This window comes from Ferruginibacter paludis (assembly GCF_030409685.1).
In the GTDB taxonomy this organism is placed as follows: Bacteria; Bacteroidota; Bacteroidia; order Chitinophagales; family Chitinophagaceae; genus Ferruginibacter; species Ferruginibacter paludis.
The window spans coordinates 126,688-148,463 of record NZ_JAUFQJ010000002.1 but is presented as its reverse complement, the minus strand read 5'-3'; the positions used below and the strand labels follow the sequence as shown (position 1 = coordinate 148,463).

The 21,776-nt window shown below is 42.7% G+C and carries 22 protein-coding genes; 10 read left to right on the top strand and 12 right to left on the bottom strand.

The window, feature by feature from the left end; all coding sequences use genetic code 11:
• Positions 1 to 27 precede the first annotated feature (27 nt).
• Both QWZ08_RS02630 and QWZ08_RS02625 read left to right on the top strand, forming a co-directional pair.
• The gene (locus tag QWZ08_RS02630) at positions 28 to 525 is read left to right on the top strand and encodes a hypothetical protein (protein ID WP_290335643.1); all 498 of its coding nucleotides are present in this window, start codon (positions 28 to 30) and stop codon (positions 523 to 525) included.
• 99 nt (positions 526 to 624) lie between these two features.
• On the top strand, positions 625 to 1,434 hold the full coding sequence (locus QWZ08_RS02625; RefSeq protein WP_290335642.1) for a 3-keto-disaccharide hydrolase: 810 nt from the start codon (positions 625 to 627) through the stop codon (positions 1,432 to 1,434).
• Between the two features lie 37 nt (positions 1,435 to 1,471).
• Here QWZ08_RS02625 and QWZ08_RS02620 read toward each other — a convergent pair whose 3' ends face one another.
• The gene (locus QWZ08_RS02620) at positions 1,472 to 2,149 is read right to left on the bottom strand and encodes an energy transducer TonB (RefSeq protein ID WP_290335641.1); all 678 of its coding nucleotides are present in this window, start codon (positions 2,147 to 2,149) and stop codon (positions 1,472 to 1,474) included.
• Between the two features lie 172 nt (positions 2,150 to 2,321).
• Between QWZ08_RS02620 and QWZ08_RS02615 the strand changes: the two genes are divergently transcribed.
• A complete protein-coding gene (locus QWZ08_RS02615) occupies positions 2,322 to 3,032 on the top strand; it encodes a DKNYY domain-containing protein (RefSeq protein WP_290335640.1) in 711 nt (236 codons plus the stop codon).
• Positions 3,033 to 3,061: 29 nt separating this feature from the next.
• On the opposite strand, the gene QWZ08_RS02610 is transcribed toward QWZ08_RS02615, so the two are convergent.
• From QWZ08_RS02610 to QWZ08_RS02580, 7 genes are all read right to left on the bottom strand, one after another.
• Positions 3,062 to 5,074 carry a glycoside hydrolase family 97 protein gene (locus QWZ08_RS02610; RefSeq protein WP_290335639.1) on the bottom strand — a complete coding sequence of 671 codons (2,013 nt, stop codon included), beginning with the start codon at positions 5,072 to 5,074 and terminating at the stop codon, positions 3,062 to 3,064.
• A gap of 219 nt (positions 5,075 to 5,293) precedes the next feature.
• A complete protein-coding gene (locus tag QWZ08_RS02605) occupies positions 5,294 to 5,989 on the bottom strand; it encodes a DsbA family oxidoreductase (RefSeq protein WP_290335638.1) in 696 nt (231 codons plus the stop codon).
• 15 nt (positions 5,990 to 6,004) lie between these two features.
• The gene (locus tag QWZ08_RS02600; RefSeq protein WP_290335637.1) at positions 6,005 to 6,721 is read right to left on the bottom strand and encodes a 3-ketoacyl-ACP reductase; all 717 of its coding nucleotides are present in this window, start codon (positions 6,719 to 6,721) and stop codon (positions 6,005 to 6,007) included.
• A gap of 28 nt (positions 6,722 to 6,749) precedes the next feature.
• Positions 6,750 to 7,871 (bottom strand): alkene reductase, encoded by a 1,122-nt coding sequence (locus QWZ08_RS02595; RefSeq protein ID WP_290335636.1) that lies wholly within the window; start codon positions 7,869 to 7,871, stop codon positions 6,750 to 6,752.
• Between the two features lie 85 nt (positions 7,872 to 7,956).
• Entirely contained in the window at positions 7,957 to 8,433 is a 477-nt protein-coding gene (locus QWZ08_RS02590) for an NAD(P)-binding domain-containing protein (protein ID WP_290335635.1), read from the bottom strand.
• 91 nt (positions 8,434 to 8,524) lie between these two features.
• On the bottom strand, positions 8,525 to 9,214 hold the full coding sequence (locus QWZ08_RS02585; RefSeq protein ID WP_290335634.1) for a Crp/Fnr family transcriptional regulator: 690 nt from the start codon (positions 9,212 to 9,214) through the stop codon (positions 8,525 to 8,527).
• 104 nt (positions 9,215 to 9,318) lie between these two features.
• Entirely contained in the window at positions 9,319 to 10,773 is a 1,455-nt protein-coding gene (locus QWZ08_RS02580) for an OmpA family protein (protein WP_290335633.1), read from the bottom strand.
• Positions 10,774 to 10,958: 185 nt separating this feature from the next.
• Here QWZ08_RS02580 and QWZ08_RS02575 point away from each other — a divergent pair, with 185 nt between their 5' ends.
• From QWZ08_RS02575 to QWZ08_RS02555, 5 genes are all read left to right on the top strand, one after another.
• Complete coding sequence (locus QWZ08_RS02575; protein ID WP_290335632.1) at positions 10,959 to 11,519, top strand: nuclear transport factor 2 family protein; 561 nt, start codon at positions 10,959 to 10,961, stop codon at positions 11,517 to 11,519.
• 19 nt (positions 11,520 to 11,538) lie between these two features.
• Entirely contained in the window at positions 11,539 to 11,700 is a 162-nt protein-coding gene (locus tag QWZ08_RS02570; protein ID WP_290335631.1) for a hypothetical protein, read from the top strand.
• Between the two features lie 185 nt (positions 11,701 to 11,885).
• The gene (locus QWZ08_RS02565; protein WP_290335630.1) at positions 11,886 to 12,089 is read left to right on the top strand and encodes a hypothetical protein; all 204 of its coding nucleotides are present in this window, start codon (positions 11,886 to 11,888) and stop codon (positions 12,087 to 12,089) included.
• Between the two features lie 175 nt (positions 12,090 to 12,264).
• Positions 12,265 to 13,530, top strand: coding sequence for an NRAMP family divalent metal transporter (locus QWZ08_RS02560; RefSeq protein WP_290335629.1), 1,266 nt, complete (start codon positions 12,265 to 12,267; stop codon positions 13,528 to 13,530).
• 135 nt (positions 13,531 to 13,665) lie between these two features.
• Positions 13,666 to 14,565, top strand: coding sequence for a cyclase family protein (locus tag QWZ08_RS02555; protein WP_290335627.1), 900 nt, complete (start codon positions 13,666 to 13,668; stop codon positions 14,563 to 14,565).
• Positions 14,566 to 14,598: 33 nt separating this feature from the next.
• Here QWZ08_RS02555 and QWZ08_RS02550 read toward each other — a convergent pair whose 3' ends face one another.
• The 3 genes from QWZ08_RS02550 to QWZ08_RS02540 form a co-directional block, all read right to left on the bottom strand.
• The gene (locus QWZ08_RS02550) at positions 14,599 to 15,684 is read right to left on the bottom strand and encodes an SO2930 family diheme c-type cytochrome (RefSeq protein ID WP_290335626.1); all 1,086 of its coding nucleotides are present in this window, start codon (positions 15,682 to 15,684) and stop codon (positions 14,599 to 14,601) included.
• A 54-nt stretch (positions 15,685 to 15,738) separates the two neighbouring features.
• Positions 15,739 to 17,022 (bottom strand): parallel beta-helix domain-containing protein, encoded by a 1,284-nt coding sequence (locus QWZ08_RS02545; RefSeq protein ID WP_290335625.1) that lies wholly within the window; start codon positions 17,020 to 17,022, stop codon positions 15,739 to 15,741.
• A 95-nt stretch (positions 17,023 to 17,117) separates the two neighbouring features.
• A complete protein-coding gene (locus tag QWZ08_RS02540; RefSeq protein WP_290335624.1) occupies positions 17,118 to 19,646 on the bottom strand; it encodes a beta-N-acetylhexosaminidase in 2,529 nt (842 codons plus the stop codon).
• 123 nt (positions 19,647 to 19,769) lie between these two features.
• On the opposite strand from QWZ08_RS02540, the gene QWZ08_RS02535 reads away from it, so the two are divergent.
• Both QWZ08_RS02535 and QWZ08_RS02530 read left to right on the top strand, forming a co-directional pair.
• Positions 19,770 to 20,558: a 3-keto-disaccharide hydrolase gene (locus QWZ08_RS02535; protein ID WP_290335623.1), complete on the top strand. Its 789-nt coding sequence runs from the start codon at positions 19,770 to 19,772 to the stop codon at positions 20,556 to 20,558.
• Positions 20,559 to 20,712: 154 nt separating this feature from the next.
• Complete coding sequence (locus tag QWZ08_RS02530; RefSeq protein WP_290335622.1) at positions 20,713 to 20,907, top strand: hypothetical protein; 195 nt, start codon at positions 20,713 to 20,715, stop codon at positions 20,905 to 20,907.
• A gap of 65 nt (positions 20,908 to 20,972) precedes the next feature.
• On the opposite strand, the gene QWZ08_RS02525 is transcribed toward QWZ08_RS02530, so the two are convergent.
• A complete protein-coding gene (locus QWZ08_RS02525) occupies positions 20,973 to 21,776 on the bottom strand; it encodes an MlaD family protein (protein ID WP_290335621.1) in 804 nt (267 codons plus the stop codon).

The following is a 21,776-nucleotide window of genomic DNA, read 5'->3' as shown; positions in this document are numbered from 1 at the left end:
AATTTCCATTGCTTAAATCATACTAAAATGAAGCAATATGAGAAACTGGATATAGTGCTGAACTATATAAAGAACAACAATGCAACGCAATATGATACGGTGAGCGAATATGCTTTTGACGAGCCGGTAAGAAGTGAATTGCAAAGCATTTTAGCGCAATTAACCAAAGATGGTTTTGTCCTTTCCAGGGAACAACCTAAATCAGATGTTCACCCCGGATATGAGCTTATTGAAATTGCTTATTTAATAAGTCAAAACGGACTGACTTTCTTATCGCAATCCAGTTACAGTAAAAAATATAAATGGCGGATAATAAACGGGATATTGGATTTTCTTAAAAAATTTGGATTATTTATAAATGGATTTCTTTTACTGGCGACCGCAATAATAACACTCTATTTTACCAAGAAAGCAGATGACAACAAAACAGAAAACACACAACTAAAGCAACAGGTAGATAGTTTAATAAATGTGATAAATAAAAACAGGGCTGCTTTACAAGATTCAATACGGCATAAAAAATAAATCAGGCACAATTCAGCAAATACCAGTTTCTGTTTGTATCGCTTTACCAAAGAAATACTATTTTCAATTTTGCCTTACATAAACCATCAACACCATTGTATGAAGAAAATATTTTTCATTGGGGCGCTTTTTATTTGCTTTTCAATCACCGCCAGTTCGCAGGTATCAAAAAAATCAACGCACCGTTTGTCATCAATCATTCATTTATTCAACGGCAAAAATCTCAATGGCTGGTACACGTTTCTGCAAAAAAGCGGTCGTGATAAAGATCCCCAAAAAGTGTTTTCTGTAACCAACGGCATGATCCACATTGGCGGTGAAGAATGGGGTTGCATTACAACCAATAAGGAATTTAAAAATTACCGCCTGGTGGCTGAATTTAAATGGGGCGGTAAAACCTATGCACCCAGAATCAGCAATGCCCGTGACTGCGGCATTTTGTTACATTCCCAGGGACCAGATGGCGGCTCGCAGGGAATCTGGATGCGTTCGATAGAATGCCAGGTGATAGAGGGCGGCACCGGTGACTTTATTGTGGTAGGCGACAGCAGTGATGCCTTTCAGTTAACAACCACCGTAGCAAAAGAAAAAACAGACGACAGTTATGTTTACCAGCCAGGAGGTGATACCATGAAATTTATAAGTGACCGGGTGAACTGGTATGCCCGTGATGCAGGATGGAAAGATACAATCGGTTTTCGTGGCACTCATGACATAGAAAAACCCATGGGCGAATGGAACATCATGGAATGCATTGCTGATGGGAACGAACTCACCGTTATTTTAAATGGCACAATAGTGAATCATGCATTTAATGTAAAGCCCACAAGCGGCCATATACAAATACAGGCAGAAGGTGCTGAAATATTATTCAGGCGGGTTGATTTGATTCCGCTTCCATCGAAATAAAATGCAGCAATTAAACAGCGGCCTTTTACCAACTCCTTTACTTTGCCTTTACTTCAAAACTTGCCAGGCCAATTTCTTTATCGTCTTTTTTATTATTTACAAGTTGGATGGTTACCCGCCCTGGTTTGTTTGCCCGCACAATAAACTTGCCCTCGCCCGTTGCAGTAGATTTACCTCCCTCAACAAAAATCGAAATATCAGCGGGTTTCATTTTTTTTACGGTGACTGAAATTTCATTGTCGGTATTGGCGTACAACGTATAGGGCTCTGCGGTTGTTATTTCAAAATCCGGAGTGGTGAGTAAAAACGTTATGGGTTGCCTGCGGTAAGCTCTCAGCGGCTGGCCATTTTTTGTTGCTGCAGTCCATTTACCGGACCTTTCAAGTACCCGTATAACCTCGTCTTCCATTCCAAAACCAAAATTTGTTTCGGGTTGTACATTGCTTACCGATCCGTCTTTGTCTACAATAAACCGAACGATCACCGTGTACTTTCCGATGGGTGCTTTGTTTTTGTTGGGCACATTTGAATTTAGATTTTTCTCTAAATATTTCGTCCATGCGTCGTTACCTCCGGGGTACGAAGCCTCCATTTCTACTGCCACAATTTTGGCGGCATTCGTTTTGGTTGTATCTGGCTGCCGCACTGACTGGGCTTTCGAAATCAGCACCAAAAAAACAAGCGATGTGGTAAACAAGGTTTTAAATGGGTACATGTTTTTTTTTCGGAAGATAAGTAATTTTTCAACTTCCCTCCCATCGTGGTTATTGTTACTTCAGCATTTTTATTTCAAAATCTGCAGATGGAAGATCGCCACCCTGCAAGCTGTAGCAGCAAAAACCAAAAGCATTAATTTAGCAAACTATACAAAACGTTTCACGGTATTTATGAAGCTATGGATTGCAATTTTACTGGTATTGCCAGGCGCTTTATTTTTTTCATGCAAAGAAAAGGTAAAGGACCGGAGCCTTCAGCCTGCACAATTCTATAACAGGGAGCCGGCTGATGACTCACTTTATAAAAACGCTACCTGGCAGTTTTTTTATAACAAAAACGGGCAGCTGTGCGAAAAAAAACATGCGATGGCAGGGCCGGCAGACAGTGCCTGTAATTGTGAACTGGTGGGGTACTATGACAGTACCATTTCCGTAAAAACAGGCAACAGCATTAGTAAAAAATTACTACGTGAGTTTATTGATGTGCCTACTTTTACTGAACTGGATGCTACCCAGTATTCAAAAGATAAAAACCATGTATACTATTATGACCTGAATGCAGCCGGGGGAACAAGGTTTGTAGTTACAGGAGCCGACCCAGCCACCTTTAAAAGATTGTATGAGTACCGGTGGGGCATTGATTCAAATCATGTATTCTTTAAAGCTTCCATGCTGGAAGGATTGAATGTAAAAAAGCTGCAGTTGTTATATCCAACTGATACCTCCAACCAGTTTCTGTTTTATGTAAAAGACGACCACCATGTATTTTTCCAGGATGAAAAAATAACGGACGCAGATGCTCCCTCTTTCAAACTAATCAACAACCAGGCATGGGATGCAGAAGATAAAAACTCCCGGTATCAAACTGGCAAACGTCAGTAGATGAAGCATCATTTCGATTCTTGCCAGCCTTATTTATTTTTTGTTATCCGCACCGCATAGCCACCACCTGTTACCAGTTTTGCCTGCAACACGGTTTTATTACTCACCTGTTGTTTGCTGATAGCAGTATGTTTTGGATTGATTGCAGCATCGGCAGCATCACTGTAAATTTCTGCGGTATAATTTCCGCTTCCTAAAAAAGAAAGCGGTATGCCCAGGGTTCTTGCATTCCAGTTGGTGATACTTCCTATGTACCAGTCGTTGCCCCTGCGGCGGGCAATGCTGATGTATTCTCCGGGAACGCCGTGCAACACTTTTATTTCATCCCAGGAAGCAGGCACCTTTTTGATGAATTCAAAATCCGGCTGACCTTCATAGGCTGCAGGATAATCTGATACCATTCCAAATTGCGCCTGATACACTACGTACATTGCAAGCTGGTGCGCCCTTGTGCCCATCACCATGGGCGAATCACTGCGTGCAAAAAACTGTTCTTTGGTAACATTGTCAAATCCACCGGGTGTAAAATCCATCGGGCCGGTAAGCATACGGGTAAAGGGAAGCATGGCATGGTTATCGGGATTATCCCTTGTGCCTCCTTTTGATTGCTCCATGCCCAATACAGCTTCATAATTCATCACGTTTGGGTAAGTTCTTTCCAGCCCAAATGGCTTGGTGGAACCGTGAAAATCTACCATCAAATGATGCGCAGCCGCAGTTTTCGCGGTGGTGTAATAAAATTCAATTCCTTGCTGGTCGTCCCTTTCAACAAAATCAATTTTTACACCCGCCACACCCCATTTTTCATACAAGGCAAAAGCTTCTTCCATTTGTTTCATAACGGTTGGCGCATACAACCAAATCCAAACTTTTACATTTTTGGCAGCGGCGTATTTAACCAGTTCAGGAATATCCACTTTGCCAGTCATTTTGGTAATGTCCCTGAATTCGCTCCAACCCGCATCTACCAGCATATATTCGAGGCCGGATTTTGCTGCAAAGTCAACATAATATTTCATGTTGGCTGTTGTAAAAGCAGGCTTGCCATCTGCGCCAAGGCTACCACTCCACCAATCCCAGGAAGCTTTACCCGGTTTAATCCAGTCTGTGTTGGCAACGGCTGAAGGACTTGTTAAATTCATCACCGCATTTGACTCGATAATTCTTCCGGGATCGTCGCCTATCATGACAATGCGCCAGGCAGAACGGATACTTCCTTTTCCTTTTACAGCAATGCCTGAACTGTCCAGTGCTGGTGAAAGCCTTGACAACATGGTATGGCCCGACCATCCGCCGGAAGGATTGGTCAGATACATGGAACTATAGCCCTGCAATTCAGACTCCGCAATAGCGACCCATCCTGCGCCGGGCACTTCTGCAAGCATGGGTAACCCGATTAATACGGAACTTTTTACACCGCCCTGGTTAGAGAAGGCACTTACAGACAACTTAAGGTATTCACTTTCGTACATCGATCTGTAATGCGGTAACACCTGCGCATAAGTAGTAGCGTCGTTACTGAAATGAAACTCGGTATTTTCATTCATCAATTCGTAACCCGACTGCAACGCCTCCTGCTCAGGAGCGATGTACCTGAAGGCCACCGCATCGTTATAAGCCCTGGCTTCGATCATCAGCTTTCTGCCCGGGGCGCTGTTTTCCTGCAACTCCAGCTGCAACAAATTGTATTGATCACGCACTTTTGAAGCTTTGCCCACCACCAATTGATAGGTATTATCTACTGGCATTATTTTGCTGTTGGTGATGCGCACATCGCCTCCCAGGGGTTGCGCCCCTTTAATATTAAGACTTAACAAGGAAGGCTTGAACAATGGTTTTCCCTTAAAAGAAACCGTATAAAAAAGTGGCGTAGCAACCGACTTCTTATCCAGCTGGCCGGTTTGGAAATTGATTTCAATTTTATTATCGGGCGACAGTAATTTTCCGCTTATACCCTGGCTTTTTGCAAGCGGTGATAGCAATGTAAAAAGTAAAAGGCAGGCAATGGATTGCAGGGCAATCGTTGGTGGAGTTTTTAACATACAAATTTATTGAGGCTTCGTAAAATCGTTATAAAACGAATATATTGAATTAGCCAATAGCATAGCAAATTATATGCGACAACTGGCAGCAATTGGCTAACCCCACCAGGAAAAGCGGATATTGAATCAACTGCCATGTTATCCTGGCGTACCAACATCAAACAAAAAATTCCAACAGTACCTGTTGGAATTCCGGTTGTAAATTTTGCTTTCAGTTCTTCAATTGCAAACCCCGTCACTGGTACAGAAACCCGCAGCCGGAGCCGCATTGATGAGGGGATGTTCTTCCTGCCAAACTTTAGCCAATACTTCTGCAAACACTTCAACAGGCTGGGCACCAGATACTGCATACTTATTATTAAATACAAAGAAGGGAACGCCCTGCACACCAATCTGCTGTGCAATATATTGATCCTGGCTTACTTCATTGTTGTAGGCATCGCTTTGCAGCATGGCACTTATTTCTGCTGCATTCAATCCAACAGATTCACCAACTTCTATCAGCGTTTCTGCAGCACCAATATCTCTCCCGTGCGTGTAATAAGCTGCAAACAGTTTTTCTTTTGTTTCATTTTGTACACCTCTCTTTTTTGCAAAATGCAGCAACCTATGAGCGTCCAGCGTGTTATTGATGATGGCTTTATCAAAATGATATTCCAGTCCCACCTCTTTGGCTGCAGCCGTCATGTAGTCATTCATCTCCTTACCTTTTTCTACGCTAACGCCTTTTCTTTCAGCCAGGTATTGGTGCACCGTTTTACCCGGTATCGCTTTCATTGCCGGGTCTAACTGAAAGCTCTTCCACTCAATTGCCACCTTGTCTTTATTATCAAAATCACTTAACGCAGTTTCAAACTTGCGTTTGCCGATGTAACAAAACGGGCAAACTACATCCGACCATATTTCTACTTTCATAATTTTTTTTTAAAGTCAGGGATTGGTTGACCATACAGATGATGCCTTCACAAATACCCGCCTGTTTAATTTCAACTGCGCTACAACCAGCTCTGCAAAATCTTCCGGATGCATCATTCTTTCTTCGTTGTTATTAATTAAGTTGGCACTCACCGCGAGCTCCGTAACCACCGTGCTCGGCGCCATCGCTGTTACACGAATATTGTGTTTGCGTACCTCCTGCATCAGCGATTCCGTTAACCCCATCACGCCAAACTTGGAAGCGCTGTAGGCACTGGTAACCGCTGCACCCGATAAACCTGCTGTAGAAGACACATTGATAATATCACCGGTTTTTCTTTCAATCATCCCGGGCAAAACTGCCCTGGTAACGTAATAGGTACCAAACAAATTCACCTTCACCTGGTTTTCCCATTGTGCTGGTGTAAGCTCTAAAAACTTACCAAAAGTGCCTGTACCTGCGTTGTTGATGAGTATATCAATATTACCCAGTGCAGATGCTATGGTGGCTACAGCTTTGTCTACCGCACTGATATCACTAACGTCGGCAACAGCGGTCACGGCCTTAACACCAATGTGTTCCAGTTCTTTTGCCACGGCGGTTAAATCGCCTGCAGTTCTTGCCACCAGGCCAATATTTACACCTTCATTCGCCAATGCAATGGCCAATGCTTTACCGATGCCTTTTCCGGCACCGGTGATCAACGCATTTTTTCCTTTTAAAGATTCCATCTGTTTTATTTTATACTATTAAAGTGGTTTATACAGTAACCAGTTCTGCTGAATATTGTTCTGCCAAAGCGGGGTAATCGGTATACCCTTTCGCTCCGGGTGTGTAAAAAGTAGATTGATCAGGCTGGCTCAAAACGGCATCTGTTTCAAAACGATGTACCAGGTCGGGGTTGGCAATATACGGAACGCCGAATGCTACCAGGTCGGCATCTCCATCCTGCAGTACTTTGATGGCGGTAGTTTTATTAAAGCCCCTGTTAATGATCAAAGTGCCTTTATATAACGGCCTGAAATGCTTTGCTACTTCTTTAACAGCAAACGGCAAATGGTCAACCGGCACAAATGGTTCGGTAAGATGCAGGTAAGCCAGGTTATAATCATTCAGGCGTTGCACTATGTAATCGAAAGTGGGTATCGTTTGTTCATCCATGGTAATGCCAAACAAACCATTCAATGACGGGCTCAGCCGTACACCCACTTTATTTAAATCAATCACTTCTTTAAAAGCGTCCAGTATATCAAATAAAATACGGGCCCTGTTTTCGATACTTCCGCCATACGCATCTGTACGGGTATTGGAGGTGCCATTAAAAAACTGGTGCAGCAAATAACCATTGGCACCGTGTATTTCAACCCCATCAAAGCCGGCTTTCACTGCATTGGCAGCAGCATTTTTAAAATCCTGTACGGTTTGTTGTATCTCTTCAATGGTCATTTCTTTCGGTGTTACCGTGTTGGTAAACCCATTTACCGTATAAGATTTTTCATTGGGGTTGATTGCTGATGGTGCAAGCGGTAATTCACCGTTGTGAAAGTCGGGATGAGATATACGTCCCACATGCCATAACTGGATAAATATTTTACCGCCTTTATCGTGTACCGCTTTTGTGGTTAGCTTCCAGCCTTCTACCTGTGCATCACTGTAAATGCCGGGTACATTAATATAGCCAACACCCTTTGGACTAACAGGCGCCCCTTCGGTTACAATTAAACCTGCTGTGGCTCTTTGCGCATAATATTCAGCTACCAAAGCCGTGGGTGCATGTGCTGCGTTATCACTGCGGCTGCGGGTCATGGGAGCCATTACCATTCTGTTGCTTAATTCCTGTCCGGCCAGTTTGTACGGAGTAAATAAAATTTCCTTTGCCATATTATTGTTTGATTTTTATTGTATTTAATTGTTGTTTTACCAGCAGTTGTTTTTCATGGCGGCATCGTTGCGTCGCACTCTTGTATTAGGCGTTTAAATAAGCAATACTGTACGCACACATTTGCATCATCTCCTCAGCAACTGCTTTCGCCGCTGCATCGTCTCCTGTAACGATTGCAGCTGTCCCTGCAATCATAACAGTCACAACACCCGAATGCGGAAGCAGCGCCTGAAGCTGGCCTTCTTTTGCAGGTGCATCCGTAAGCCATATCACAATTTTACGGGTGGCTACTTCCTGTATTTTAGATGCAAGGGTTTCCAATGCATAAGTCGCAGCAGTAATTACAATGATATCGGCCTCCCAGGATGCAGATTTACTGCACTGCAACACAGCAACTGAGGCATTCTTGTTCAGTGCCGTAACTGTTCCGCACAAGCGGGTGAGTTCGTCCTGCGATTCGTCCATCAGCAGCAACTGGTGTTGGCTGCTGATACTTTTGGCCAGCTGGCTGCCTAAACTGTTGCAGGCACCCAAGATCGCAACCGTATTATTGTAATTCATTTCATCAAAATTGAAATGCAAATTTACCTGCGTTGCAGGCTTCCAACTATTGAGGCAGGTCAATAAAAACACTTGATCTGTATCAAGTATTTTATGCGCCGGCAGAAAGTTTTTTTCTTATGCGGCTGAGTGTTTCCGGTGTGAGCCCAAGGTAAGAGGCAATCATGTTTTGGGGAATCCGTTGAATCATTTGCGGGTTGGCAGCCGCAAGTTGTGTGTATTTTTCTTCCGCCGAATGGGTGATGGAGCTGATCAGCCTTCTCTCTTTAGAGATAATATTATTTTGAAACAGGATGCGGAAATAACGTTCCATTGCAGGTACTTTCAGCAGCATCTCTTCAAAGCCCTGCAAATTAATCATCAATAATTCAGCATCTTCAACGGCATCAATATTATAAGCCGAGGCTTCGGCCGATAAAAAGCTGTACGTATCTGACATCCACCATCCTTCCCAGGCAAAATGGATCATATGTTCCACGCCCTTTTCGTCAACGTTGTACGAACGCAGCAAACCTTTTTCTACAAATACCAGGTACCTGCAAACATCCCCTTCCTGCAACAGGTACTGCTTTTTGCGCAGCTTCTTGGGCGTGAAGAAAGTTTTGATCAATGCCTGCTCTTCTTTCGTTAGCTGCACCTTTTCTTGAATATGGGAAAAAATAACTTCAAACATCCAAACAAAAGTAAGCTGAATAAAACAGATACATGCTCCTGCCTGCAGTACATGGTTGCCATGCGGATATTTAAACAGTATTGATGTATTAAATCCGGATCCCGCCATTGTTGTTATACGGCGGAAGGGTAGCCGGATGAACCGTGCATAAAAAAAGAGCTGTTGAAAACAACAGCCCTTTTACTTTAGAAAGCTAACAACGATTGATTTGCCTAATAAGAAGTTTTTAATTCCACTCTCCTGTTTTTTGCTCTGCCCAAGGCAGTTTTGTTATCAGCGATGGGTAAAGTTTCGCCATACCCGGTTGCAGATAAACGGGATTCCATGATTCCTTTACTCATCAAATATGCTTTTACAGATTCGGTACGTTTTTGAGACAAGGTTAAATTATACGCATCTGTTCCTTTGCTGTCAGTGTATCCGCCGATTAACAAATTCGCATTTTCATATTTTTTAAGCAGTGTGGTCAGTTCATCCAATTGTACCAACGAGGCTACTTTCAGTTTATCACTGTTATTTTCAAAGAAAATCTTACTTGCTATTTCGGTAATTTTCTTTACTTCTTCCACGGTCATTTCAGGACAGCCTTTATTGGCGATGGTACCTTTAATGGCCGGGCAACGATCATCTATATCCGCAACACCGTCGCCATCCGTATCAGGACATCCTTTTAAACTGGCGGGTCCGGCAGCATCCGGGCAACGGTCATCTTCATTTACAATGCCATCCTTATCGTTGTCCATCGGGCAACCGGCAGCATCTACTTTGTAACCAGCTTTGGTATCCGGGCAATGGTCATCAATATCAGCTACACCATCTTTATCTGTATCGGGACAACCTTTCATTGCAAGCGATCCTGCAACATCAGGGCAACGGTCTTCTGCATCTGTAATGCCATCGCCGTCTTTATCAGGGCAACCCATCAAAGCGGCAACGCCTGCTACATCAGGGCATTTATCCAGGTAATCCGCCACGCCATCAGCATCTTTATCCAGCGGGCAACCAGTTTTATCAACTGCTACACCTGCAGGTGTATTGGGACATTTATCATTTCTGTCGGCCACACCATCTTTATCGGCATCCTTCTTTTTACCAAAGTTAAAAGTCAGGCCCACCATGTGCATCAGGTACGAATCGTTACCGCCCTTTACTACACCGTCCCTTTTATCTTCAGATGAATTGAGAAAAGTTTCCTGTATGTTCAGCATAACAGTGGGCCCCATTTTAAAGTTTACACCCACACCATACGAAGGAGTAATATAATCAACCGTTGATTTTTTAATATCAAGATTTTTATCAAAAATCATTACACCACCACCCACAAATAAATAGGGTCTTACCGGCGTATTGGGACCAAGCAAATGAAACCTGGCATTCAGGCTGGTCGTTGTAAAATCCTGGCTGGTGCGGCCATAGATGGTTGAATAACCTACTTTTCCTTTGGTAGCCAGTAAGCTTAAATCAAAATGGCCGCCCAGGTATCTTGATACCGACAAACCTCCAAAGGCATAAAAGGGCATATGACCTTTATAAAAATCATTTACATAGTCTGTATTGGATTGTGTGGCGCCCCCATGCAGTCCAATATTCCATTTTTTGTCTTGCGTTTGTGCATTGGTAATATATGTAAATGCGAGGCAGGTACATATCAGCAATAGTTTTTTCATTGTGTTTTTTTTATGATTATTTATCCTGCAAAGGTGAATCCCTTACGGCCCATATTTGTTACATAATTAACAGTAAGGCTTGCATCTTTCACACATTTGGTTGGCTAAAATAATTTTGATTTGCAGGCGATCTGACTACAACTTATTAAGCGGATATCAGTTTGAGCACTTACAACAATTCGTTTTTGAAGTTGCTATACTCCGCAGGATATTTTTACAACTTACCAGATGAAAAGCAAAGCCGTCATGTACAACCACCTGCAAAAAATACCTGCGGGCTTTGTATTGGTGGCTTTTTTGCTGTCAGTTTTTTATATTTGTTGGTGCAGCGGGCAATTCAATATGTGCAGCTAAGACTTAATGGTAAACAGGCTGCAGGAATAACAATCAATAAAATGGAAATGGATTCAAAAAAATTTGCCGCAGAGTGGATCGCATCCTGGAATACACACAACCTGGATGACATTCTGAAACATTACGCAGAGGATGTAGAGATTACCACGCCCATGATACGCATTGCAACCGCGGGTGATACTGACACCTTACAAGGAAAGGCGGCGGTAGCGGACTATTGGATCAAGGCATTGCAGCAATTACCCGACCTGCATTTTGAACTGGTGGAGGTAACAACAGGTGTAAATTCTGTTGCCTTGTACTACAAATCAGTTATGAATAAAATGTCCATTGAGGTTATGTTTTTCAACGAACAGGGCAAAGTAAACAGGATATTTGCTCATTATACCTAAACCTTGAAAATTAAAGCGTATGACAGATGTTGTGCAAATTATTTTAGGCAGCTCCATCGTGACAACGATTACCACTGGTATTATATCCTACCTGCTGCACCAGAAAACAGAACGTTTTAATGCAGAAATAAAACGGGAATTTGAAAACCGCTCTGCAATTGAAACCACTAACTTTGAATGAAAGAAACAGACTGCCGAGTTACTTGGCCAGGTATACATTCACCTAAACCGCACCCGGCTGGCGTTTGAAAATACCTATTCCAAACTGGATACATACAATGCTTATTTTGAAGACGAAATTGTCTACACATCCAATAAACGCATCGGGACTTAATTCTTGAAAATGGTCACCATATTCCGCCTGAATTGCTGGGAGAAGCGTCTTCCCTCGTAGAGCATTACGATGCATGGCCGGTTAAATATAACCTGTTTAGAAAGATCAACAACGACGCCAGTACTACTCAAATTTATGTAGGCCCGGATGGCTTCAGGTTTCCTGAAAATGCGGAAGAAAAATTCAAAAAAAGTTACATTACTTTGTTTAACACCATCACAACATTGGGCAAGTAAAAAACAACCACTTTCACCTATCCAATCAACACGACTTCAATTTTTAAACCAGTTAGCTCACCTGGTTATACATAGTATTTTTTTGGAAAGACTTTTTTACGGAACTTACCCTTGCAAATGCAACTAAGACGGGCAATCACCAGATGAATGGATAAAAGTTAGTTAAGCAATAAAAATGACCCATATAAAAAAAACGAACCGGTTATCAAAGTTTTGGAAATTACTGGGGCCAGGACTTGTAACAGGTGCCAGTGATGACGATCCTTCTGGCATAGCAACCTATTCGCAGGCTGGCGCAGCGTATGGACTTTCAACGCTGTGGACTTCAATTATTGCTTTTCCATTGATGGCGGCCATTCAGCAAATGTGTGCAAAAATAGGCATTGTTACGTCACTGGGTTTAACAGGAACACTCAAAAAACATTACCCCCGGCCTGTTTTGTACCTGATGCTGTTATTTAGTTTTCCCGCTATTGTAATGAACATTGGCGCTGATATCGCCGGCATGGGCGCCGTTGGCAATTTGTTATTTCCCGCTGTTGACGCTTCTTTCTTCAGCGTTTTTTTTACACTGTTATTGCTGGGCTTGATTATTTATTTGCCCTACCTCAGAATTGCAGCCATCCTCAAATATTTATGCATCGTTATGCTGGTTTATTTTGTGGTTCCATTTTTATATAAGCAGGATTTGGGTGCTATTCTGAAAGCCACTTTTATCCCCACGATACGATTTAATAAAAATTTTATAGCTATTTTGGTGGGCATCCTTGGTACAACGATCTCGCCTTACCTTTTTTTCTGGCAGGCATCGGTTGAAGTGGAGGAAACAAAGAACCGGGAAGCCCGGCTGATAGTAGACAAGAAACTGATTGACGAAATAAAAACAGACGTAGATTTTGGAATGACATTTTCGGGGCTTGTGATGTATTTTATCATTCTTACCACCGGCACTGTTTTATTTAAAGCCGGTGTTCACCAGATTGACACGGTGGAGCAGGCAGCACTGGCCTTAAAACCGCTGGCAGGTAATCTGGCCTACCTGCTTTTTGCAGCAGGCGTAATCGGCACAGGCCTTATCGCCATTCCTGTTTTAAGTGGGTCACTTTCTTATATCTTTTCAGAAACGTTCGGCTGGGAAGAAGGATTGGATAAAAAATTTCACGAAGCAAAAGGCTTTTATATCATCATTGCCATCTCCCTCCTGCTGGGGCTTTCATTGAATTATGTGGGTATTTCGCCGGTAAAGGCATTGATTTATACGGCTATTCTTTATGGTTTGACAGCACCCGTTCTAATTGCCATCATCCTGCACATTTCCAATAATAAAAAAATAATGGGCGAGTATGTAAACGGTCGCACCACCAATATACTGGGCTTTGCAGCATTGATTATAATGAGTATTGCGGCAGGTTTGCTGGTATATCTGCAATTTGCGGATTAACATCAAATATTACATTTACCACTTGCCTTAAGTTTATCCCTAATCACGACGAAAGTATACAAACTATAAATTGATTGAATGCGCAGCAGGCGTTGCGAAACCTTCAGATATAACAACCAAAAAAATTAAAGGGATATGGAAAAGAGAGTACAATTTGATTTTGAGATTCAGTTTACCAATGGCGGTAATTTAAAGGGTGAAGATTTCCGGCTTGACATAATGGGGGAAGATATTACTGACCAGGCGCTTACTGATTATATAATAGCAGATCTTAAATTGCTGATGGTTGGTGAGACCAAAATCTGGAACAAAAAAATTATCGTCGAGCCGCATAAAAGAAAAGTAATCGCCCCAAAAAAAGCTGCTGATTTATTCATTGATTTAAGCCACACCATTGAACACGGCCTCATAACCTATAAAGGTTTACCGGCGCCCATAATATGCGACTACCTGAGCAGGGAAGATTCAAAAAAATTCTACGCCGAAGGCACCGAGTTTCAAATTGGAAAAATTGAAATGGTTACCAACACAGGCACTTATATCGATTGCCCGTTTCACCGGTTTCAGGATGGCAAAGACCTTTCACAGGTTGGCCTGGAATGCTTTACAGACATTGACGCGGTTGTTATCCGTATTCCATTTTTAACAACACTCGAAATAACAGAAGCACATTTAAAAAATCACGAAATACGTAACCGGGCTGTATTAATACATACCGGCTGGGATGCTCACTGGAACACCGAAAAATATTATGAGCACCATCCCCATTTAACAGAAGGAGCTGCCATATACCTGCGGGACTGCCAGGCTAAATTAGTTGGAATTGACTCGCATAATATCGACAGTACGGATGGAAAATCCAGGCCTGTTCACACTACACTTTTGGGAGCTGAGATTTTGATCGTGGAGCATTTATGCAACTTATATTTATTACCACCAGATGGCTTTACTTTCAGCGCCATTCCTCCAAAATTTAAAGGCGTGGGTACATTTCCGGTTAGGGCAATGGCTAAGCTGAATAGCAGTAATAAATAAATATCCGGGCTATACTTTACAAATTCCCCATCTTCAATTCTTCTTTTTAGGCATGCTGTGAATCCAGTCATTGACCAGTTGCACACCTTCTTTATGAATAATCGTCCGGGCCAGTTCGGGCATGGCGGTGCCCGTTTCTGTACTGTTCATCCGGTAGGCTAAAATAGAATGTGCTGCATCGCCGGGAACAATGTCGTAGTTCATGCCGCCCGCTCCGCCGCCTGCTGAAACAGGTACTTTCATCAAGCCCAGTTGATGCGCATCTGTCTGCTGGTATTCCAAAAACAAACCGGTATTGTAAGCATCCCCTCCTTTGGTGTGGCAGTAGGCGCAATTCATATCCAGGTAAGCCCTCGCTCTCTGTTCCAGTGTAAAATGCTGCCCGTCTTTCCAGTTGGGCAATTGCTCTACTTTACTCAAATCGGGCAAGCCGGTCAGCATACCTTTTGCAGCCCATTGCGCCAGCTGATTATCTGTTTGACCTTGTATTGTATAATTTAAATTTCTTGCTTTAGGACCAATCGGTGTAAGGGTTTCATTGTTGATGTGGCATCTTTTACAATCATTGGTGTTGGGCACCTGGTAGGTAGTTGTGTGTTCGTTGCCGTCGTCATCCAGCAACGTGACGGGTATGCGGGCACCCGTGATATGTTTCACAGCATCCGTTTGTGCAGCATTCCACAGGTAGTCCATCACCTTCCATTTTTTGTCTGACGGATCTTTCACCAACAACCTGGTTTCAATCATTATTTTTTGATGCGCTGTATTGGTGTAGGCAAAATTTTTGATGATGATGGTGGAGTCCGGAAAATCCAGCACACCAGAGGATGTATATTTTACAGTGGCACCTGTTGGCAAAAAAACAAAGCGGTCTTTAACTGCATAATCGGTAAACAAAGGTGTACTCAACTCATATTTCACCACCTGTTGCGTCGATTGCAACGCATTGAGTTGACCCGTAAAAAATCCGTACTCAGATAGTTTTTCTTTAAATTGAAAGGCTCGGTTTGCTGCAACCGTATTGGCAGTCTGCTGTGGTTGATTGTTACAACCATGGATACTCACCACTGAAGCAGTCACCATAAAAATCACAATTGCTAAAGCAACTATTTTCCGCATGCTACAGGTTTGTAAGTAAAATTAAAACGTTCTTTTGAAAAAACGGTGATGACACTATTTACAAATAAAGGCCGTCATATTGGTATCGGGATGCCATTTTCCAGGCTGTGCCATATTGATGAAATCGGAATTCACAAATACATTGTCGCCCGGCTGGTTGATACAAATGGAATCCGGATTGGCATTCTTTCCGCCAGTCAACATATTGGTGGAAAAACCATCGTACATAATAAAGGGCATGCGTTTATTCTTACGATTGGGATCCTGCACATTCAATTTTTGTTCAATAGCCACGAGTAATTTGCCGATGTGATGCTGGTATGCCGGTTCAGGAAAAGCATTGCCCATTTCAATAGTGTTGTCATAAATTTTTATATGGGTAGAAATGGGAGAATACTGATCGTTGATTTTTTCCGCCGCCTTCTCATCTACAGAAAAACCGGAGGCAATGGTTACAGAAGATGAATTGTTATTGATGATCCTGTTGCCATAAATCTCAACATTGGAAGCCGCTAAAATAATGACACCACTACCCGGCGATGCATTGCCAACACCTGAAATGGTGCCAAAGCTACCGGCCTTGGCGAAATTACGGTTGTTGTTATCATGAATATAATTGTTGTACGCTTTTGCAAAGCCGCCCCGTTGTGAAAGCCCGGGCAGATCAAACACCAGGAAGCCCGCGGTGTTGTTATAAAATTCATTGTCGTACACCTGTGCATGGGAGGTGTTTTCAATCTCACAACCGGCCACATTTTTTGCAGCTTTACACTTTCTTACAATCGTGCTATCTGATTGACCCACATAAATACCAGCATCGGAAGAACCTTCTGCATAACAATTTTCAATCAGCACATTTTTGCACAGTACGGGGTAAATGGCATACCCGCCACTGGTACTGTCGGCCGTTTTCCACACGGCGTGCAGGTTGGTAATGGTCACATCACGACTCTTGTTTATTTTAATTAAATCTCCTTTTGAATCCCTGATGGTCATGGCGTCTATTGTAAAGCCCTTTACACCGGTTATCCTGATGCCCTCACCGCCCTGGGTTTGACCGGAAAAATCAAGGATTGTTTTATCATATCCTTCTCCTTTAATCCGGATATGATTGACTTCTGCAATACTCAGGTTGTCGAATTTGTAAGTGCCTTGTTTTAATAAGATAGACGTACTGTCCTTAATGGATAAAAATGCTTCCACAATTTTACTTTCATCACCGGGACCAAAACTAATCGTGGTGTTATATCCTTCTTCGCCCGTGGCTTTTTGTTTGCAGGAAGATAGCTGTACCGCAATCAATACAAGCAATACCGCCGGAAGCATTAACTTTTTCATATGTCATTTTTATTTTGCAAGCGTATTATCGCATTAAGGTACACAATAAAATATTCTGTAACCAACTCCGGTCATCTAAAAAGTATTTTTTCCAGTTACCTATTTTCAACAATGATCGTTCTGCCGCTGCGACCTTTATTATTAAAGACTTTTAAACGAATGGTGCCTTTGTCTGCCACTGGCCCTTCGTATATTTTACTGTTCAGGGTGGGCTCTGTTCCGTCCGTAGTATACCGTATCGTCAAACCGGGGAGTTGTATATTGGCTACCACTTTCCCATTCTCAACAACAGCACCCACCGTAGGAATGCGGTATTTAAATCCGCCGGCCAGTTCATCCAGCCTCGGCAATTCTCTTTTACCTATCACATTGGCAAATACAGACCAGGCTTCATTGTAAGCCTGTTGAAAGGCGGCTTTATCCTGTATGACCGCCCATGCAGGGTCACTGGCCCATGCCCTTTCTGCCACGGCCAGCACTTTGGGCAACAACATATAATCTCTTGCATCGGTTGAACGGATATTCTCTCCCCACAACAAACCCTGTACACCAGCTATATTGGATTTCCCAAAATCCGTCAGCCTGTCTTTACCCTTAAAATAAGAGGGATCAACCGGGTTGCCGGCCGCATCTTCTTTTGTTGTTCTATACACATCGTACGGGATAAAATAAAAGGGTTTGTCAATATCCTGGAAACCGCCCCAGTAATAACCCGGCTCATCAGACGATTTAAAATAAGACAAGTCAAGATAGTTATTGCTCACGCAGGACAGTACTACTTTATACCCAGCATTGGCTAACCGGTAGGGCAAATCTTCATTGCCCCATCCTACCATATTATTCCATACATGCAGGCGGATATTATCATTGGCCATGCGTGGATTAACGATGAGTGTTTTCGCTCCGTCCAGTGTTGTTTTGCGCATGCCGGCTTCTTCCCAACCCGACATAAACAGGCCTTTCGACTGCAACATTTTATTGACTTTTGTATAATAGTAATACCAGAGGTCGTTGATCTCTTTTAGTTCCGGTTCCGTTTTTAACAGTTGTAAACTTACCGGCGATTTCTCCCAAACGTGCGCCGGCACTTCATCTCCGCCCATGTGAATGGTGCTGAGTGGCGCACCGGCTTCTTTGTACATGGCAATCAATTCTTCGGTTACCTTGCCCATAAAAGTATACACGGATGGCAATGCCACACACATCACATTATCTTTCCACATTTGTGCCGAGCTGTATACAGACTGGTCGTTGCTATCGCTCAGCAAATACCGCTCGGCCTCCGTTTTATCGCCTGATTTCATCAACCGGTCATACCGTGCCTCCATTGCTTTAATGGCCGCCCTTCCATGACCCGGCGATTCGATTTCCGGAATTACTTCTATATAGCGATCCTTTGCGTATTGCAGTATTTCAATAAAATCATTCTTTGTATAAAAGCCACTGCCTGCGCCCTTGCCCGCAACGGGCCCCGTTCCATAACAGGCCGGCAGCATGGTTTTGCTGTCCAGTGTATGACCCCGCCTGGCACCAATGGCGGTCAGTTCGGGCAATGAAGGAATTTCAATGCGCCAGCCTTCATCATCACTGAAATGAAAATGCAATACATTCATTTTGTACTGCGCCATTAAATCAAGTGCTTTTAAAATTTGCTCCTTTGGTTGAAAATTTCTTGCCACATCCAGCATCAGGCTTCTAAGCCCAAACCGCGGCGCATCCTGCACTTCCACCGTCGGTATAGAAACGCTTGTTTGTGTTGCACCTGTGGCGGGGAGTACCATTGAGCGCAACGATTGAATGCCATAAAAAATGCCTGCACCGGAACCTGCTGATATCACAATGCCGTTGCTGCTTACGGAAAGTTTATATGCTTCCTGTGGCATATCAGCCTTTTGCAACGCTATTGCTTTAGCTCCGCCGTTACCAATCGTTAAAGGCTTTTTGCCAATTGCACTGCCCAACACCTGCGATAAATATCCGGCTTCTTTTTGAAACGCAGCATCCGTTTGAATGGAGATATCAGCACTTAATAAAAATGCCCCACCGGTTTCTTTATAGCTTGCAGGGGTAGGAAATATTTTTGGTAACTGTGTTGCGGGAATATCTTTTGTCGCACTGTTTCTCTGGTAAATTGTTGCTGGTGTTACCAACCCGGTAGTAGCATTTTGTAAAGAGCCTACAGTATAGTTGGCGATGGGAAATCCATTGGCCGGATCATTATCCCACACAATGTAGAGCCCTGACGGGGCCAATGAACGATTGAGCAACAACCCGGGAGAAACGTATTCTATACGAGCTGAATCTTTGGCCGCAATGGGTTTAAAACCCGCTGCAGGATAGAGTTTAAAAATATCACCGTTGATATGCGTTACCTCAAGACCTGATGGTGCGGTGGTGGTTGCAATATCGCTGTTGGAGGAAAAATAAATAGCCCATCCGCCTGAAGGTAGTGGCGCTTTCCCTTTGTTTAAAATGGTAAAGGCACAATACGCATCGATTGACTGATTGTAATGGTTGGCGATCAACCGCCAGCTTACCTGTAGGTTCTTTTCATCAAAACGTTTCATTTTCTGAGCTGTGGCTACGTTAAAAAAGCTGGTCAATACCAGACTTGAAAAAAACATTGTACGCATATTGTAGAGGTTGTTTTATCGCCGAAAGTTAACCCAATATTTTAAACATCCGCTACCCGCCAAGAATTTTGAAAACCCCGTTATTTCGTTATCTTACCCAAAATTATTTTTAATATGAAACAAATTCAGTGGTTGGCAATCGTGTTACTGTTAGCATTGCAGGCTTGTACAACGGTGAGGCTTAACGAAACTGGACGCACCAGCAGTAAATGGACAAGCCTTTTTAACGGAAAGAATTTACAGGGATGGGAAGCTAAAATAAATGGTTATAAACTGGGCGACAATTTCGGCAAAACTTTTCGTGTAGCAAACGGTATTTTAAGCACCCGGTACGATCAGTACGATAGTTTTGCCAACCGTTTCGGCGCCTTATATTTCAATAAAAAATTTACCAATTTTCGTTTAAAAGTGGAGTACCGTTTTGTGGGCAAACTAACACCTGGTGCCCCTTCCTGGGGTTTTAAAGATGGCGGCATACAGTATTATTGTCAGCCACCTGCAACAGTAGGTTTGCGTCAGCAATTTCCTGTTTGCCTGGAGTACAACCTGCATGGTGGGGATGGAAAAACTGAACGCCCTACCGGTGAAATATGTGCCTCGGGTATGTATGTTGAAATTGATGGAAAAAGAAATACAGATTATTGCACAGCGCCAACAGTAAAAGAAACGTTCAATGGCGATGAATGGGTGACGGCTGAAATTGATGTGAACAATGGAAGAATCATGCATTTTGTAAATGGCGAACAAATTCTTCAGTTCGAAAATCCGCATTATGACGCAGCCCATTCAGAGGGAAAGAAATTTATTGTTGGCAATAGAGATGCAGTTACCAGCGGCTACATTTCATTGCAATCCAACAGCCACCCGATGGATTTTAGAAAGATCGAGATTATGGAATATTGATCAGAATTATATATGCAATTGCTTTGGCCTCACAGTATTTCCGACCCATCTTTACAAATTAAATTAAGAGGTTGCAATTTATATTGTTTTTCCAGGTGGATTTTATTTCAGTTTTAAATCGGCACTCGGTTTGTAATTGTATAGAAAAAACATCATGGAAAAACGAATCATTGGAATCATCCTCACCTTGTTGGGTGTTATTGGGCTAATCACCGCCGGCTATTATTTTATGAACTCTGGTACTGGTACGCACAGTATTAAAACCATTGTGATGTATGGCATATTGGGCATCATTTTCTTTGGTGCCGGCATCGGTCTTATCCGCAATACATCCGACAGGCCCACTTAACCAACGTGGCGGTATTGCGTTCATTAAAGGTTATATGCTACTTACGAAAAATTGACTACCGATAGTCAATTTTCTTTTTCAGCATCTTCTTTTTTTGCTGCGTCTTTTTTACCGCCATCCTTTTTCATTTTTTCAGGCGCTACTAATTTTTCGGCTTTCTCTGTCGAATCTTTAATGCGCTTTTTTTCTTTTCGTTTAAAATAACCCCGCAGTAAAAAACTGTGCTGTGCCGCCTGCATATTTTCATTAACAGTGTTGGCCGTAGTTTTAATACTGGCAGCAGTTTCATTGGCTGTTGCTATGGTATTTTCCATTTTGCGGGCAAGGTTATCGTTGTTCATCAGGCGGCCCAGTGAGCCTTTACCCTGATTCACCTTGGTAACGATATCTGCCAACCCTTCCGTTAGCACGGTAGCATTATCGGCAATTTTAGCAAGGTTGTTCATTATTTTATCGACATTTAACGGGTTGGAACTCAGCAATACGTCACCGCTTTTTGCCACGGCAGATCCGGTATTGCCGGGTGCAATCATTATAAGTTTATCACCCATCAAACCATCGCTTCCAATACTGGCAACAGCATCTGTTTTTATATACTGCCTTACTTTATCATCAATACTCAATGCCAGTTGAACAGTAGTGTCGTTAACAATAGTAATAGTTTGTACTGTACCGATATTAATGCCTGCAAAGCGTACAAAATTGCCCTCCTTTGTACCAGCAATATTTTTAAAATTGGCATACACTAAAAACGTGCGGCTGAATAAATTTTTTTGTTTTCCGATCAAAAATATCAATCCAACTAACAATAGCAGACTGATTACGACAAAGATTCCGGTTCTTGTTTTTTGACCCGCAGAAATATTCAT